Below are 16,702 nucleotides of genomic sequence, written 5' to 3' on the forward strand. Positions count from 1 at the left end.
TGCTTCCACTTCCCTGATACAGACTTGCCCTGTCTGCTCCAGTGTCAAAAAGGTTTGGTAGGCAGGATGATCTTCGGGAATGCCACGGGAACATTGCGTTCTGGAGCATGCGGCTGCCAGCCATAGAGCTTGCTGCTCTTCATTGGCATTGGCCATGAACCTCTGAAGTATTTCAGCTTCTTTTTTGTGCAGCTCCCGGTTATACCAATGGCCTGCCTGGCCGACTCGGGCTCCGAGGTTCGGGTCGGTACCTGCCAGATGGGCAGAGACGGTACTCACAACAACAGCCGCTACTTCTTGCAGTTTGTCGTGGGCACCAGGTTGAATGCCGCTGATTACTTCAGCACTGGCGCCCGCCAAAGCACCCGCCCAGGGCTTGCCGGACATGATTTGACCTGCCAGGGCACCGACTGCAGCATGCAAGCCAGTTTTGAGTGCACCTCCTTCTTGCCAGAGTTGTGCTGTCGTCTGATCGCCTCGGGCAATGGCCTCTCTTTGTTGCTCTTGCGCGTAATCCCCCGCCCAATAAAAGCCCTGGGCCATCACCTGTTCGAGCCCCTCGTAGCTGAGACTGTCCAGCCAATGGTCCATCATCGAACCGCCTTCAATCACAGTGCTCACGGTCGTTTTTGTGGTGGTTCTGACGATGGCGTCTCTGAGTTGCTGATTCACCGGTGCACTGGGGTCGGCTCGATAGCCGGTATCGAACATTCCCTGGGTAATGGCTGCGGTCACTGTGGCAATGGCCAGTGTTTCCAAATGCTCTTTCGAGCCCAATTCCTCCAGCGTTCGCCCAATATTGCCTTTATTATTCACCAGACTGACTGAGGCCGTACTGACCAAGGCGCTGAAGCCAGCATCCATCGCTGCACTGGCGGCGGCACTTTCTAATCCACCCGCCATGGCAGTGCCATAACCCGCAGTGACACAGCCGACGGCCACCGCAATCACGGCAGCTCCCAGTGAAGTGAGTCCCTGGGATTTGTGGTCCCAATTCTCATGAGCCATCTCTACAGCTTGCCACTGAATGTCGTTTTGTTCTGATAACTCGGCCAGCCATGTCAGTCGCGGATTCTGCCTCAGGGTCATTAATGTCTGATTCAGCGGCGCTGGTCGACTGCCTAACAGCTGTTGATCAAGCTGTATCAGAGCACCTCCGGTTAATTCAAGCCGGTCGAACTCAGGCGGGTTCGGTGCGGTATGGCGCTGACCTTTTTTCCGACTGGACGTCCAAAGCAGGCTATCCCGGCGGGTCTGTGAAACAGCCATGGCCTGGTCACTGGCAATGAGCAACTGTACCGGTTGATCGCTGTTCAGTATCGCAAGTCCCCGGATTCGTGTGCCTTCTAGAATCAGCCGGGCTTTCCCGGTCAAACGACTACCGTTCGTACTTTTCAGAATCACGGGGAGGGCCGTAACAGTTTGCGACTCTTGATGGGTATGCTTGGAGGAACCCCAGCTATTGCTCCTGCGTTCGTGAGACTCTCGATGAGTTTCTTCATAGGCAGTGAGGAGAGACAACTCCATGGCATGAATATCGATCTCTGGCGCACTGATTTCTATCGCCTGGAGCACAGCACTCAGGGCCTTGATAGCCACCGTCCCACTGGTTTCTATGAGGGTGGGTAGTTGAGAAATGTGGCGTTCGTTGCTCTGGCCATGCCGGATCGATTGCGATTGTTCTCGGGAGGTGGCCACCGGTCGCATTGTCAGTTGCCCGGCTCGTATATCCAGTCTGCCACCTCGAACCTGGGTCCCTTCCAGCAGAATCTCATTGCCTGCTATTGTCACGCCTTCAGTGCCGGTGAGCCAGGCAGGTATAACGGTTTCCTGCTGGCTTAATCCGCGTCGTTCATGCCAGGGTTTGTGATCAATGTGAATGGAGTGGCTGGCTATGCCCAGCTGGCCACCCGCTGCCATTGTTCCCCCGCTTTGACTCAAACTCGTTCTGCTGGCCACGGCCAGATCGCCCCCCGATCGCCAGTGCCCTTCACTCTTGAAATGTTCTGATTTAACATGCAGCGACTGGCCTGCAGCCAATCTAGCGGATGGGCCAACCTCAACTGAACTCAGTTCCAGGTTCATGGTTTTGCCGGCCAGCAAATTCACTCCCCCCGGTCTTTTGGCGAGATACAGCGCTGGTGCCAGTAAGGTCTCCCCGTCAAGCTCCAGGGTTTGGTACCAGAGGATGTCTTTTTCCAGGGATTGAATCTGCTCAGCGGATAACGGCATGCCGGGAGCCAGCCCGAGGCGCTGTGACTCGACCCGGGCATGACTGGCTAGTCGTCGAAGCTGGTGGTCGTCACTGGCGATATCCGGTGACAGAAAGCGCATGCCTGTAGCGTGGGTGATCATGCTTCGAACCAACAGCTGGTCTCCGGCATCATCCGCCAAACGCCGGTAAGGCATCCATGGCAAACTGATGGGAGCCAGACTGTTGGCTCTGACACGAGCTGTCGGGGTTATGCTGACAAAACGCCAGGGTTGCCCGTCCTGTGCAGGACTTAAAAGATGGTGTAATCCCGGGAGATCTCCCGGCGTCCATGACTGACGGCCAGAACCATATTGCGCAGCTCCACCAAAGGGTTGGACCTGGAATGCGTTGGACGCTGATGAGTCCGTCAACCCTAATTCATCGGGCTTCGCCGAACGGAGTGTCAGTCCCGCTGTCAGTGTTTTACCGTTGAGTGAAACGAACTGCCCGCCCTGAAGTGTGGTGGCCAGCAATGGAGTGCCTTGTTCAAAGTTTTTTTCCCCTGTAGGCAAGAGTCGATCTGGAGTCACCATGGCTGAACGGAAGGCTCCGCCCACATCCATAGGCCAGAAGAGACTGGGCGGAACCTTGGTCGTTAATACGCCATAGTGATCCACCTTAAAGAGCAACTGCTGAAAATCGGTCGCTCGTACCCGATTCCCCCGATAATGTTTTTCATTCACTCTCTGTGACAGATGGCCGCTGTCCAGGGCGATATCATCCGATCGAATCGACAGGTGCTTGCTGGCACTTATCAAGCCGCCCACTGACTTTAGCCTCTGACTCTTCAGTGTGAGGTTACTGCCAGATAAAATTTGAGGCAGAGTGCCGGGTACAGCTGGTGAACGCTGCCAAACTTTACGGTGAGTGAAAGACCCTGCCCGGTGGCGACCTCTGCAATCGTCACATTGGCCATGCAAGGTATCAGCGATCAAAGACTCATCAAAGAGCACTGAACCCTTGGTGTTTCGTATTATGTCTGCCTCAACACGGGCGGCCCCTAGCGCTTCTACTCGACCCGATTCGTTGTCCAGCCAAGTCTGCCCCCTTCCTTTGCTTCCAGCTCCGGTAATGTCTAAGTCCTTGCCGCTGAATACCGTGGCTTCTGTATTGTCCAACCGTGTCGAAAGCCACTGATTGCCACCTGACGCAATCACAGCACCAGGTTGATTCTTGGTCAGTCCCGCGTTGATGGTCAGTTCACGGTTGCTGGTGATGCGGTTGAAGTTGATGACTTCCACTGCTTCGATGGACAGGTCGTCTTCACTTCGAATCGAACCGCGGTTCTCCATGTCGTTCAAAATGCGCAGCGACATAGAGCCTTGTGAGTGGATTTCGCCAGATTGACCTATCTCCATCGTCGATGCTTGCACAGAGAATTCGCCGGGAGCCTTGAAGTGGGTAGTCACGCGTACCCAGTGTTTTACCACCAGTGATAAATGCCTTTCTCCTATTAAGTTATCGTGCTTTCCCAGGGCTAATTCCTGTAGCAACAGTCTTAATTTGCCCGATGTGTTCAACCGTCCTTTGTTGTTTTTAAGCTGCTCAGCATCCACCATGACGAAATCGCCTTGGTGCTCAACCAACCCATCGGTGTTATCAAAATAAGGTGTTGTAATGATCAACTCTGGCGCCTGGACAGAGATCACTGCATGCCGGTTGTCGTGCCTACCTCTGGTTGTCATTCGGACCGGTATTGAACTGTTGGTCAGAAGATGGCCGTTTTGAAGTAAAAGCTGGTTTCGAACATTCACGGTCAGTCCCTGACTGGCTTCTATTCGTCCATTGTTGCTATTGAGATTTTTAAAGACGGAAAAGTGCAGCCAGTGACCAGCCAGGGTGCCATGTTGGTTATCCCACTCAGACAGGCTTAGCGTAATGTTACCCTGGCAGTCGATCAGTCCGCCCTGATTATTGAGTCGCTCAACATCTAACCAGGGTGTCCCGGACATATAAAGCTGCCCTCTATGGGTCCAAGATTCGGTGTTCAGATCCATGGGACAGGGCTTGTGAAGGGCATGTACCTCCCCCTCTTGAGTGACGCTGGGGGCATCCATGACCAAAGGACCAATACTGGTAATAGGCCCCTTGAGTTCGATGCCCTCTGCGGCAATTATGCTGAGCTTGCCGCCTGCATAAGCATGGCTCAGTATTGCCGTCCCCCCACTGCGTAAATTCAGCTCTTGCGCAGACTGCAATTGGGAGAGGTTCAGGTTGTCCCGGGCTTTGACGAACAGATCACCCTGGCGTGTCTGGATGAGATGGGGCCAGTCGACCCAACCGTTGGGTGCGTTCAGTGTGAAGCTGTCTGCGATCAGTTTTCCGGTGCCGGTCAGTACCGAGCCGGCTCCTGTGAGTATGATTCTCAGGTCAGGAGCCACCAGCGTGGAGTTAAGGTGAATTGTCTCCGCGCGGAGACTGATTTTCTTAAGCGAGTGATCTGGGCGAATACCTCGCTCCAGAATATAAAGCGGACCGTCGACTTGAATATCCAGCGCATTGACATTGACTGAACCGCAGCCATCACAGATCAGTCGGCGTTGAGTTGATAACACAACCCGGGCAGGCTGGCCTGCCACCTGAATGAGTCCTTCCCAATACAGCGTGCTCTGATTATTAATGTGCAAGACAATGGTTTTAACCGGGTGCCGACCAAGCGCCTCATTAGGTTGGAGTCCGGGTACATCAGATGTTGCACTCACCTGGTTGTTGAGTATTAAGCCGGCTTTACTGATGGATTCGACAGATAGACAGTAATGGCTGACGCCCTGGGCGTCACCAGGATACAAATCCAAAGCCATAACGCCACCTGGCAGGGGGCGAAGCTCATTGCTGTGCTCGCAAACATAATCATACTCACCGACCAGGGTTCGCTCTTCAAAGGGAACGTCGAATGTTGGGACTTGTGATGACGCCTGCTGCTTTAACTGCAGTTCCCTGATCGATTCCCGGCACTCACTGACAAAGCCTTCAACTACCCAGTCTTCCTTCAACTTTGGTGACAGCGGGATCAGATCCTCTTCAAGAAACCGCAGCCGCTCCTGCCAGCTGCCCAGGTCCTGGGGGCTGTCATAGTACTGTAGGAACTCACGTTCAAATCGCTCAAGAATCTGCTCCGTGCGATCTGCTCCCTGACTTTGAGAGGAAAAAATAGTGAGGCTAAGGCAAATAAGGAAGCCGACAACAAAATGGAGGATACGCAACACTTTTATCTCTCTTATTTTTGTGAGTGGATCTCGTAATGATCAGTCTCGATGAAAGCATTAATGCAACAGCAGACCATTTAAGGTGCGCTAAGAGAGCCAAGGTCACTTCCACTGTCCATACGTGGACAACAGAGTAAAGGTGACTCAATGACATGTGTCCAATGACAATGAAAGCCGGTTTTAATCTGACTGATGTGATTAGCCCTGCTATCTGGATAATCTACAGACAAGGAACTACAACATCTTTTGAAGTGTCTATCCTGTACTGAGCTGTACTGAATGGAACACCCATGCCGACACACCCTTCAATCCCTGATCTGAAAACCCTCAAGGACATCTACCAGAGCCAGCAAACCTATACCCGCGTCACACCTTTGATCCCCTGTGATGAACTGGGCGAGAAGGTTCAGGGCAAAGTCTTTGTGAAAGCAGAATCCCTGCAGAAAACCGGTGCCTTTAAATTCAGGGGAGCTCTGTATCGACTGTTACAACTGTCAGAGCAGGAGAAATCACGAGGGGTTGTTGCTTATTCCTCAGGCAATTTTGCCAGAGGGTTGGCCGCCGCAGGCGAGATTCTGGGTATCGATATTCATTTGGTCATGCCCGTCGATGCTCCAAAGAACAAAATCGAAAATGCCCGTTCCCATGGTGCTGAAATTAAACTCTGTCATGATTCTGAACCCTCAAGAGAGGAAGCTGCCGCTACCCAAGCCGCTCAGCTCGCTCAGCAACATGGCTATTCACTGCTCCACCCTTTTGATGATGAAATACTGATCGCAGGACAGTCCGCTGTCGCTGTAGAGTTATCTGAACAACTTGAACAGCTGGGGGAAACCTGCCATTACTTGCTATGCCCTACAGGTGGAGGCAGCCTTGTGGCAGGCTCCAGCATGGTCTTTAACACAAGTCACTATCCGGATACTCGTATTATCGCCATTGAACCTTCAGGTTTTGACGGCATGACACTATCGATTAAGGAAGGCTACAGAACCAGAGCCAACGGCAGACCCACCAGCTCCTGCGACGCCCTGCAGGCTCTAAGTCCAGGCAAAGCCAATTTCGCCATCGTCGAAGATTCCGAAGTCACAGGCCTGGCGGTCGATGAAGCATTCGTTAATGAAGGCATCCGCTTTGCTGCTCAAAACCTGAAGTTGATTCTTGAGCCCAGTGGCGCCATCGGCCTGGGCGCCATGTTGCAGAATCCAGAAAAGTTCAGAGGAAAAACAACCGTCGTGATTGTTTCAGGCGGCAATATAGATATTGAAAAGTACGTAGACATCATTCATTAATGACCTAGCCAGCGCTTAAGATGATCCAACAGTAAACTGGTTTCAACCGGCTTGGAGAGGTAATCGTCTGCGCCAGCAGCCCGGCACTTTTTCTCATCTTCAGGTACCGCACTGGCCGTCAACATAACCACTGGCAACATACGCAAATCCACACGCCCCCGGATTTGGCTGAGCGCCTCAAAGCCATCCATGGTTGGCATCATAAGATCCATCAATACCAGATCAATGTCGCTATTTTCATTCAATTTTTCCATAGCCTGACTGCCATCTTCAGCCAGCATCACATTAAGCCCCTGCTTCTGCAGCAGACACGACAAAGCGAAGCTGTTTCTAAGATCATCATCCACTAACAATACGGTTTCATTTTCGAAAGATTTCTCCCTTTCCTCACCTTCATCCAGGAAAAACTCATTCTCAACATGATCCAGATGATTAATCGGCTTATCTGTCAACAACGCTTCCGGTGGCAGCATCAACGAAAAAACGGACCCCTTATTCACCTCACTTTTGAGACGAATGTCGCCTCCCATTAAAAGAGCAAGTTTCCTTGAGATGGCAAGACCCAGCCCTGTACCTCCATATTGGCGACTGGTACTGCCATCTGCCTGCTTGAACATCTGAAAAATAGTTTCCTGCTTCTCCTCTGGAATACCTATCCCGGTATCGATGACTTTGAACTCAAGCCCTTCAGAGAGGTATTCATCGTCGGTACTCCAAACCGATTTGGAAATACTCAGAACCACCTCGCCCTCTTCAGACGTAAATTTAAATGCATTGGAAATCAGGTTTTTTAACACCTGCTTCAGACGCTTACGGTCGGTATGCACCCATTCAGGAAGATCGTCTGCCCGCTCAATTTTGAAATTGAGCTTTTTCTCCATTGCCAGAGGATGAAACTGATCCTGCAGACTCAAGTGGATATCAGACAATCTCAGATCCTCTTCATAGACACTCAGCTCTCCGGCTTCGGCTTTGGACATATCAAGAATGTCTTCAATAATCTCCAGTAACTCATTGGCATTGTTATAAATTATGCTAATAGAATGCAGATCATCGTCGGTCAGATTACCTTCGGAGTTCTCCAGCAACAAAGTGGCAAGAATCATCAAGCTGTTGAGTGGCGTGCGTAACTCATGGGAAACATTGGCAAGAAATTCTGATTTATACTGGCTGACTTTTTCCAACTCCTGCGCCTTGTCCTCCAGCGCCTTGTTGACCTCTTTCAGCATTGCCTGTTTTTTTCTTAACTCATCTCTGTTCACTTTCAGAGAGAGGTGTTTCTGCTCCAATTCTGCCGTACGAGCTTTCACTTGCTCTTCCAGGCTTTCAGCCAGAACGGTCAACTCCTGATTGCGATAGAAGATCTCACGCGTTTTGTCTTCAGCAATCCTCTCAGCCGCCTTTCGGGCCTTTTTCTCTCGCTGATAACGATTTTTCCAGGCTTCGGCATCCATGCCACACCCTCAGGCTACTTTCACCAAATGAAAACGAGCTTCTGTCCCCGGCCCGCTACCCGGTAAATCTTCCTGAGAAACTTCAATGGTCTCCTTGAACCAGGCGGCACACCCCTGAATCAATCCCTTAGCCAGCGGCGCAAAAGGTCTGTGAGAGGCATAATGGAGAGTCATTTCGTTGTCAGCAATGCGATCACAACTTAATTTAGGGGGATTCGCCTCGGGATATAACTTCTGCACTTCAATATGAATGTAATCCTCTACCTTCATCATGAAATCCAGTGAACCCGAAACATTCTCAAAAAAGTCTGCATGAACATCGGCAAACCGTCCGAACAGATATTCACCAAAGGCCTGAACCAGATCTTCGATTTTCGCTCCGCTAACCTGACTCAGACAGGTAACAAGATTCAGGACTTCAGCATGGGAGTAGGTTCCCAGTGAGGTATAAGAGCCCCCTGAAGGCAAATCAGCCAGCTCAATAATTTCTTCGGCAACGTCCTCAGAAAAACGATCTTCGACCATTTCCATGAATTCAGTAAAAATAATCCCTTTCATGACCCTACCCTGGTTGCTTCCCTTCACCTTGGTAGCGGCCATCAGAGCACTTTTTTAAACAGGAAAATCACCTTCTTTAATAGTGACGAACTCCCCGTTCAAATCAAACGCTCCTGAGAAAACAGAATTCCATTATTGTCGGCATAGACGAAGCCTTCCGGAACAAAATCAAGACCATGAAAAGAGACCGGCAGATGACTCTCCCCCACACCTTTTTTATCTGTCTTCATAGGATGACTGCCTAAAGCCTGAACACCCAACGGCAATTCAGCAATGATGTCGACGTCCCTGATGCAGCCATAAATGATGATTCCCGCCCATCCATTTTCGACAGCACGCTCGGCCAGCCTATCGCCCAGCATAGCTCTGCGCATGGAACCACCACCGTCAACCACCAGCACCTTACCATCACCCTTACGACCCACCCATTCACGGACCAGAGAGTTGTCTTCAAAACACTTCAGAGTCACCACTTGACCATGAAAGTTATGAACACCACCAAAGTTACGGAAGCCAGGCTCGGCAACGGATACCTGTTCTGGAAACTCATCACAAAGATCGGGAGTAGTAAACTGAGTCATTCTTTTTCTCCTTATTTTTCTTCGCTCATGGCTATTTGCAGCCACAACCAGCTGAGAAAAAGTCTACAGGAATCAATAAGCCGAAGAAGACAAGGAAGATGAATAGTGGATATAAACAGAAATGATAGAGCCCGCATGGCAGGCTCTACTCAAGAAGATTAGTTGTCAGCGAGGTACAACCAGGTTTCCAAAACTGAATCCGGGTTCAGAGAAACAGTTTCAATCCCCTCATCCATCAACCACTTGGCAAAATCAGGGTGATCACTGGGCCCCTGCCCACAGATACCGATATATTTACCTTGCTTTCTGCAAGCCTGGATCGCCATTGACAACAATTGCTTGATGGCTGGATTACGCTCATCAAAGAGATGGGCAATCAAACCAGAATCGCGGTCCAAGCCCAGCGTCAGCTGAGTCATATCATTGGAGCCGATTGAGAAGCCATCAAAGTACTGAAGAAAATCTTCCGCCATTACTGCATTGGAAGGCAGCTCGCACATCATAATGACTCGCAGACCATTCTCACCTCGCTTCAGGCCAAACTTCTCCATAATGGAAGTCACCTGCGCCGCCTCATCAGGTGTTCTGACAAAAGGCACCATCAATTCAACATTGGTCAGGCCCATTTCATCACGAACCCGCTTCATAGCCCTGCATTCCAGTTCAAAACAGTCCTGGAAATCTTCAGAGATATAGCGTGATGCCCCCCTGAAGCCCAACATCGGGTTTTCTTCATGGGGTTCGTACAGATTGCCGCCCACCAGGTTGAAGTACTCATTGGACTTGAAGTCAGACAACCGCACAATGACTTTTTCGGGAGCAAAGGCCGCTGCTATCATCGATACCCCTTCCACCAGCTTCTCAACATAGAAGTCTACCGGGCTGCTGTAACCCGACATGCGCTCGCCGACCTGGCGCTGAACATCCGCTGGCAACGTGTCGAAATTAAGCAGGGCTTTCGGATGGACACCAATCATTTTATTAATGATGAATTCCAGTCTGGCCAGACCTACCCCTTTATTTGGCAACCTTGAGAAGCTGAACGCCCGATCGGGGTTACCCACATTCATCATCAGCTTGAAAGGCAGCTCGGGCATAACATCCAGATCTCTTACCCGATGTTCAAAGTTCAGCAGTCCAGCATAAATAAAGCCGGTATCACCTTCTGCACAGGAGACGGTCACCTCACTGCCTTCCTTGAGCAGGCGAGTCGCATTGCCACAACCCACAACAGCCGGGATACCCAGTTCACGGGCAATAATTGCAGCATGGCAGGTTCTGCCGCCACGATTGGTGACAATAGCAGAAGCCCTCTTCATCACGGGTTCCCAGTCAGGATCGGTCATATCTGTCACCAGAACATCCCCTTCCTGAACCCGATCCATTTCATCGATATCGTCAATCAGGCGTACTTTACCCTGACCAATTTTTTGTCCAATACTGCGACCTTCTGCCAGCAACTCACCTTTTTCTTTCAGGATGTAGCTTTCCAGCTTTCTGCCATTGCTCCGACTCTGGACAGTTTCCGGACGGGCCTGAACAATATAGAGCTGCTGATCATCTCCATCTTTAGCCCACTCGACGTCCATTGGACAGCCATAATGCGCTTCAATAGCCATCGCCTGACGGCACAGCTCGGTGACATCCTCATCATTAATAGAGAACTGTCCCCTGGCTTCCAGATCTACATCAACCGTTTCAACCGAACGACCGGTAGTACCCGAACGACCGTAAATCATTTTGATGGCCTTGCTGCCCAGTGTCCGGCGTAAAATACCGGGTCGCCCAGCTTCTACTGCAGGCTTGTAAACATAGAATTCATCCGGATTAACAGCCCCCTGAACCACGGTCTCACCCAGACCATAAGAAGCGGTAATAAAGACTGCCTGATCAAAACCCGACTCGGTATCGAGAGAGAACAGCACACCGGAAGATCCTGTCTCACTGCGCACCATTCTCTGAATGCCCGCAGACAGGGCTACATTTCTGTGATCAAAACCCTGGTGGACACGGTAAGCAATGGCACGATCATTAAAGAGTGAGGCAAATACTTCGCGAACGGCAATCAAGACGTTTTCAGTGCCGCGAATATTAAGAAACGTTTCCTGCTGACCAGCAAAAGAGGCATCGGGAAGATCTTCTGCTGTGGCTGAGGAGCGAACCGCTACAGGTAAGTCATCACCGCCATCAGAAAGCATTCGGTACGCCTTGATAACAGACTCTTCCAGTTCTGGCCTGAAAGGTTCTTCCATGATCCAGCGACGAATTTTTGCACCCGCAGTGGTCAGAGCCCTGATATCATTGATATCCAGATCATCAAGCAAAACATGGATTCTTTGATACAGCCCGTTGCCGTCGAGAAAATCCCGATAAGCCTCTGCAGTTGTTGCAAAGCCACCCGGTACTTTTACACCGGCCTTACTTAAGCCACTGATCATCTCGCCCAGAGAGGCGTTCTTCCCGCCAACTTTTTCGACGTCGCCTATGCCCAGAGTTTCCAGGCCAACTACAAAATTATTCAAAGCAGCATTCCCCGCTCTTTCTATCTGCTTATGGCTGTTTCGGTAAGCCAGGTGCGCTTATATGCGTCCGGTTGTCCAGGAGCCTGCCGGGCTTAAGCTTTCGAGCATGAATTTCAGTAGCGCGAGTCAGCTTTTTCGTTGGATTTGTGCGAATAGTTGACCTATCTAAGCAAATTCAACGGAAAAGATGGCCGCTCTTTCTGGAATTCAGGCCGAAATCGCCTTGAGTCCGTCAGGCTCCATGCTCATGGCTTTTTTTTTGTAAAACAGACAACCATCTGATATACCGGACTCAGCCCAGTCTATCGCTTCCGTGTTTCGGTAGGCACACTATGTTAGATTTTGTTAGAAAATGAAATACCTTGAAGGAAAAAAAGTGCAAAGAACGGTATTTTTCGTCTCAGACGGTACAGGCATCACTGCAGAGTCCTTTGGACAGAGTCTTCTCGCGCAGTTTGAAGGCCATGAGTTTCAACATGTTACCTTTCCTTATATAGATTCCACTGTAAAAACCATTCAGCTGATCGAAAAGATTCACAAGATTCACAAAGTTGAACAAATTCGACCTGTCGTCTTCATGACGGTACTGAATGATGACGTCAGCCAAATGCTCCATTCCAGTGGCGCCTATATAATAGACCTCTTCCAGACTTTCCTGCCGGGTCTTGAGCATGAATTTGGTCAACATCCCCTGTACAGAACCGGTAAGAAGCGTTCCACTACCCACAGCCACAGCTACCACCGGCGGATAGAAGCCGTTCAATTCGCTCTTGATAATGATGATGGCGCCAGAACACGAAATTATGACAAGGCCGATATAATCCTGCTGGGTGCATCAAGAAGTGGGAAAACCCCCTCCTGCATTTACCTCGGTCTGCAGTTTGGCATCTTCGCAGCGAATTACCCTATTACTGAAGAAGATCTGGACGAGCCCCTTAAACTGCCCAAGCCCTTGCAGCCCCACAGAGAAAAGTTGTTTGGACTGACAATTCATCCCGGGCGCCTGGCAGGCATTCGCCACGAGAGACGCCCGAACTCGCGCTACTCATCCAGCCAGCAATGCCAGTTTGAAGTGCACACTATTGAGCAGATCTACCGCAAGGAACGCATTGCCTACATCAACAGTACCGACTATTCCGTTGAAGAAATTTCCACCCGAATCATGGATCTTGCTCACCTGAAGAGACGATTGAAGTGACTGGGTAAAATAAGCCGTTTACCGACTGCAGGCTTTCCAGCTTTGCCTGCAAAGCCTCTATACCCGTTACCATTGGAGGTGTGGGTAGGCGGCAAACGAGCGAAGCCCCAAGAGCTTACATTCAGTAAGTGACTGGGGTGAGCAAGAGCAGCCAACAACTCCACAACTTCAAGGGGAATGGGTATATACCAGCTCTGAGATCTGAAGAGACAGAGCTGCCTTTTCTTCTCTCAGTTTTGTTCTCTGTTCTGAAAGGTTACTTAATCGACTCTGGCCGTTCAGTTATTCAGTAATGCCCCGAGCTACTTTTCTCATCTCTGTATCAAGCATTTTCCGGGCATTTGACTACCCCTGAAACTCTGCGCCCAAATCAGGGTATAGCTCTGACAGCTGGTCTATGCGGTTTTTCAAGTATTTGACATCTTTGTCTTCGTCTTGCCACTGATGTTCCAGACAAGCAGAGTAAACCTGTTGCGCTGCAGAGAGCATGTCGCCTGCCAAGTCATCGAGCGGATATAGGTCAACGGTTTTTAAAATCTTAATATCTGATCGCATAAAACGAAGGCAACACATAGAATCATTAAGTTTTTCCACAGTGACTGAAAACGGGCCATCCATGAAACACAACCCCTCCTCCCAGGAAGCACCTGTCTTTAATTGAATTAACGCATCAAGCCATCCTCCCATGATATCAACAACAAAATCGTCCCAGTTTTTTCCGGGAAACTGATAGCCTGCAAGGTCAAATAAAATGATACCTATAACCGCTTTACTTATACTCCCATACACCTTATAGGAATCTGGATTTGTATAAATTAAAATTCTTCTCATTTTAACCTCTCGGCATTCGGGTACGCTGAACTAATGACCTTGGTTGCTTTATCGATCCATACATCAATGCCATTACCGTGCACAAGAATCCGGTTACCATCAGATTTATGAGTCTTGATACGCTTACCGTACCGGTATGCCTGTCGAACCGTTTTCTCAATTTCATCTCGCGACATATATTCAGGAAAAATACTTTTATTAGAGTCTTTCATGATTCTAGCCCCACCTCTCTGGTGACCAGACACAATATGATCCATGTCGATTTCAATTTTGCGCCATGAGGGCAGGTTGATGGATTTGAGTTTAGCAACCGCATCAGCCACTTTCTTCCCAGTCTTGAGCTTACCTAGTAGCCCAGCCATAGCCAAATAGGCATCACCCACCGTATGGGCAAAATCATCTAGCCCTGCCTGGGAAAACCCAGCTTCGGACAGTCATCAGCACGACAGTGTCCCTACTGCCTGGATGCTGTCAAGCTCTGCCTGCATGGTTTCTATACGAGTTCTGAGACCAATCTCCGCATGAAGGTAAGCTTGATGCTCCTTTGCCCGCTAGGCACTTCCAGGTATTTAATATCCTTATCTTCTTGCCGCCAGGCAGTTGAGTAGGGCAAATATTACGCTTTAGCTGCCTCAAGCTATCATGCACCTGAATTGGGATCTCAAGTTTTTTTAACACTCAATTCAACATCATCAAAATCAAGTACGACGGGCTTTCCTTGATAGTCGCATAGAACTTTATCAAATGGAGGTTCCTCATAATACCAGCCGTCTTCTCGAATACTGACCAATCGATCAAATATCACCCCCCCCTCAGGTATCATTAAGAGCTTCTTATTTAAGAAATCATAGACATTATCATCATTTGTTGATTCACAAATAATACAGTGCGTAGGTTTTTTTTCAGGATATAGAACTCTTGAGCTAGCTCCATTACACTCAGCACCATCACCATATGGCTCAAGTACTATCTCATCTTCTTTTCTAAGCAGACCTTCCACTAGCAGCTCCCAGTTTACCTGTAGCCAATCTTGTTTTAATGCTCCTGAGCTTTCTAATTCCGATATTTTAGATAAATTGTTCCAATAACATTCAACCAAGAGTTTAAATTTGCTTACTAGCTCCTTCAAGAAAGTCATTGTGCTAATTCCTTTAATAATTCCAGCTCTTGTTGGGTGGGAGCTCTCTTAAAGCCTTTGGTTCCAGGCAGAGCATTTTCAAACTTTATTTTTTGCAGTGTACCTTGAGGCGCTTTTGGGTGTCGATTAGGAATAAACTCTTTTACCCTTTTTGGAGAAATATCAATTACATCACCATTCTCCCTCATAATCTGTACAGCTTTATCCCCTTGTCTGGTGACACGCACGCTAAAACTATCACCCACTGAGAGGCCTTTAATAGTTTTAGCCAAGTGTTTAGCCGCTCGCCACTTCTCGAATGGCCCAGCCATGGCCAAGTAAACTTCACCCACTGTTTTAGAGAAACCATCCAGCGGCGCCTGTGGAAAACCCAGCTTCGGACAGTCATCAGCACGGCAGTGTCCCGCTACCGGCTGGATGCTGTCCAGCTCTGCCTGCATGGTTTCTATACGAGTTCTGAGACTACTTTTTGCCTGAAGGTAAGCTTCATGTTCCTCACCCAGAGCTGCCTTTTCATCGTTCAGTTCTGAGCTCTGTTGTAAAAGATGACTTAACCGACTTTGGCAGTCATTCAATATTGCCCGCGAGGCACTTTTCTCGTCACGGCATTGAGCGTTTTGTTGTATGACGGACGACTCCAACCCAAGACATCGGTCTTTCCAGGCATTCAGTGCATTACGTTGCTGGTCACAGGTTCGACTCCAATAACTGGCCTCTGATTGCCAGGTCGTGTATTCAGCCTTCCATCGGCTGTGCTCATCCAGCCACAATTGCTCTGTTACTGCCCACTGCCAGCAACCATGATTGGGAATATCAAAGGGGTAGCATATTCGAGCCCGTCCATTGGGGCAGGGGTAATTCCAACCGCTGCAACGCTGCCACCAATTGTACATCAGGTTTTTTCGTTCAGCTTTGATTCTATTTCTATCGTTTACGATTCGGTTTATTTCTGCTGTCTTTTTATTTCGCTGGTTGCATTCATTGATTCCAGCGGCAAGACTCCGGTCATGTTCGTCGTTACAGGCATTAATCTGTTGATTATTAATCTTGAGGATTTCCTGGCAACGCTGATCCAGGTCATCATACACTCTCGAGCTTTCTTCACATTGCTCAAGTGTTAACTGCTGCTGCTCTTTCATGGTCGTGAAGCGTTCTTGCCATAAAGCCTGTTTTTGCTCAATGCTCTCAAGTGTGGCCAGCAAACGATCCACTTCTTCCTGAAGCGTTGGCATTTCACCCGCTGATGCAAAAAGCTTCATGCCCAGAAAACTTCAACTTGTTTCATCGTCTGCGCCCTTTTCCTGAGGTGCAAATTTGAGTCGCAATAATGAACGATATAACGATAGAACTCGTATGTGTTTTGGGCTTATACGTTGTTGATCTGACAAGTAGCGGTCTGCTGAAGACCAACGAAGAAAAGGCTGCCTGATCATTAATAGTGCCACCAGAAAGTAACGTAGAACGCCTTTGTCATCACTATTCGGTGCCTGCTCCAGCGTTGCTATTCCCTCATGCAGTAGCTGTCTCTGTTCATTCAGTGTTTGATTGAACCATTGAAGAGCCTGTACTTCAGGAAAGCCCGCCACCTCCTGTACAAGATACTGATCAAGCGTTCTCAATAACCAGGTGTCTTCCTGAAGCAGCGTATTCAGGTAGGCGAAAATACTGTCA

12 protein-coding genes are annotated in these 16,702 nt (G+C 49.3%); 2 read left to right on the forward strand and 10 right to left on the reverse strand.

Annotated features, from left to right (window positions below; translation table 11 throughout):
• The coding region (locus tag ACR2PX_RS23675) for a DUF637 domain-containing protein (RefSeq protein WP_434001814.1) at window positions 1-5,460 on the reverse strand (5,460 nt) is incomplete at its 3' end.
• A 290-nt stretch (window positions 5,461-5,750) separates the two neighbouring features.
• On the opposite strand from ACR2PX_RS23675, the gene ACR2PX_RS23680 reads away from it, so the two are divergent.
• Window positions 5,751-6,749 (forward strand): threonine ammonia-lyase, encoded by a 999-nt coding sequence (locus ACR2PX_RS23680; protein WP_434001815.1) that lies wholly within the window; start codon window positions 5,751-5,753, stop codon window positions 6,747-6,749.
• Here the strand turns inward: ACR2PX_RS23680 and ACR2PX_RS23685 are convergent.
• From ACR2PX_RS23685 to ppsA, 4 genes are all read right to left on the reverse strand, one after another.
• Window positions 6,746-8,203: an ATP-binding protein gene (locus tag ACR2PX_RS23685; RefSeq protein ID WP_434001816.1), complete on the reverse strand. Its 1,458-nt coding sequence runs from the start codon at window positions 8,201-8,203 to the stop codon at window positions 6,746-6,748. The genes ACR2PX_RS23680 and ACR2PX_RS23685 overlap by 4 nt on opposite strands.
• A 9-nt stretch (window positions 8,204-8,212) precedes the next feature.
• On the reverse strand, window positions 8,213-8,803 hold the full coding sequence (locus ACR2PX_RS23690; protein ID WP_434001817.1) for a heme NO-binding domain-containing protein: 591 nt from the start codon (window positions 8,801-8,803) through the stop codon (window positions 8,213-8,215).
• Window positions 8,804-8,859: 56 nt separating this feature from the next.
• The gene (gene rraA, locus ACR2PX_RS23695; protein WP_434001818.1) at window positions 8,860-9,342 is read right to left on the reverse strand and encodes a ribonuclease E activity regulator RraA; all 483 of its coding nucleotides are present in this window, start codon (window positions 9,340-9,342) and stop codon (window positions 8,860-8,862) included.
• A 158-nt stretch (window positions 9,343-9,500) separates the two neighbouring features.
• Window positions 9,501-11,864 carry a phosphoenolpyruvate synthase gene (gene ppsA, locus ACR2PX_RS23700; protein ID WP_434001819.1) on the reverse strand — a complete coding sequence of 788 codons (2,364 nt, stop codon included), beginning with the start codon at window positions 11,862-11,864 and terminating at the stop codon, window positions 9,501-9,503.
• Between the two features lie 376 nt (window positions 11,865-12,240).
• On the opposite strand from ppsA, the gene ppsR reads away from it, so the two are divergent.
• A complete protein-coding gene (ppsR, locus tag ACR2PX_RS23705; protein WP_434001820.1) occupies window positions 12,241-13,062 on the forward strand; it encodes a posphoenolpyruvate synthetase regulatory kinase/phosphorylase PpsR in 822 nt (273 codons plus the stop codon).
• Between the two features lie 345 nt (window positions 13,063-13,407).
• On the opposite strand, the gene ACR2PX_RS23710 is transcribed toward ppsR, so the two are convergent.
• From ACR2PX_RS23710 to ACR2PX_RS23730, 5 genes are all read right to left on the reverse strand, one after another.
• On the reverse strand, window positions 13,408-13,893 hold the full coding sequence (locus tag ACR2PX_RS23710) for a hypothetical protein (protein ID WP_434001821.1): 486 nt from the start codon (window positions 13,891-13,893) through the stop codon (window positions 13,408-13,410).
• The gene (locus ACR2PX_RS23715; RefSeq protein ID WP_434001822.1) at window positions 13,890-14,255 is read right to left on the reverse strand and encodes a hypothetical protein; all 366 of its coding nucleotides are present in this window, start codon (window positions 14,253-14,255) and stop codon (window positions 13,890-13,892) included. The genes ACR2PX_RS23710 and ACR2PX_RS23715 overlap by 4 nt, the downstream gene beginning before the upstream one ends.
• Before the next feature lie 299 nt (window positions 14,256-14,554).
• Window positions 14,555-15,031 carry a hypothetical protein gene (locus ACR2PX_RS23720; RefSeq protein ID WP_434001823.1) on the reverse strand — a complete coding sequence of 159 codons (477 nt, stop codon included), beginning with the start codon at window positions 15,029-15,031 and terminating at the stop codon, window positions 14,555-14,557.
• Window positions 15,028-16,290 carry a hypothetical protein gene (locus ACR2PX_RS23725; protein WP_434001824.1) on the reverse strand — a complete coding sequence of 421 codons (1,263 nt, stop codon included), beginning with the start codon at window positions 16,288-16,290 and terminating at the stop codon, window positions 15,028-15,030. Before ACR2PX_RS23725 ends, ACR2PX_RS23720 begins: the two co-directional genes overlap by 4 nt.
• 12 nt (window positions 16,291-16,302) lie before the next feature.
• Window positions 16,303-16,702, reverse strand: a 400-nt coding sequence (locus ACR2PX_RS23730) for a hypothetical protein (protein WP_434001825.1), incomplete at its 5' end; no start/stop codon positions are given.

Origin of the sequence: Endozoicomonas sp. (assembly GCF_051008435.1) — a bacterium.
GTDB lineage: Bacteria > Pseudomonadota > Gammaproteobacteria > Pseudomonadales > Endozoicomonadaceae > Endozoicomonas_A.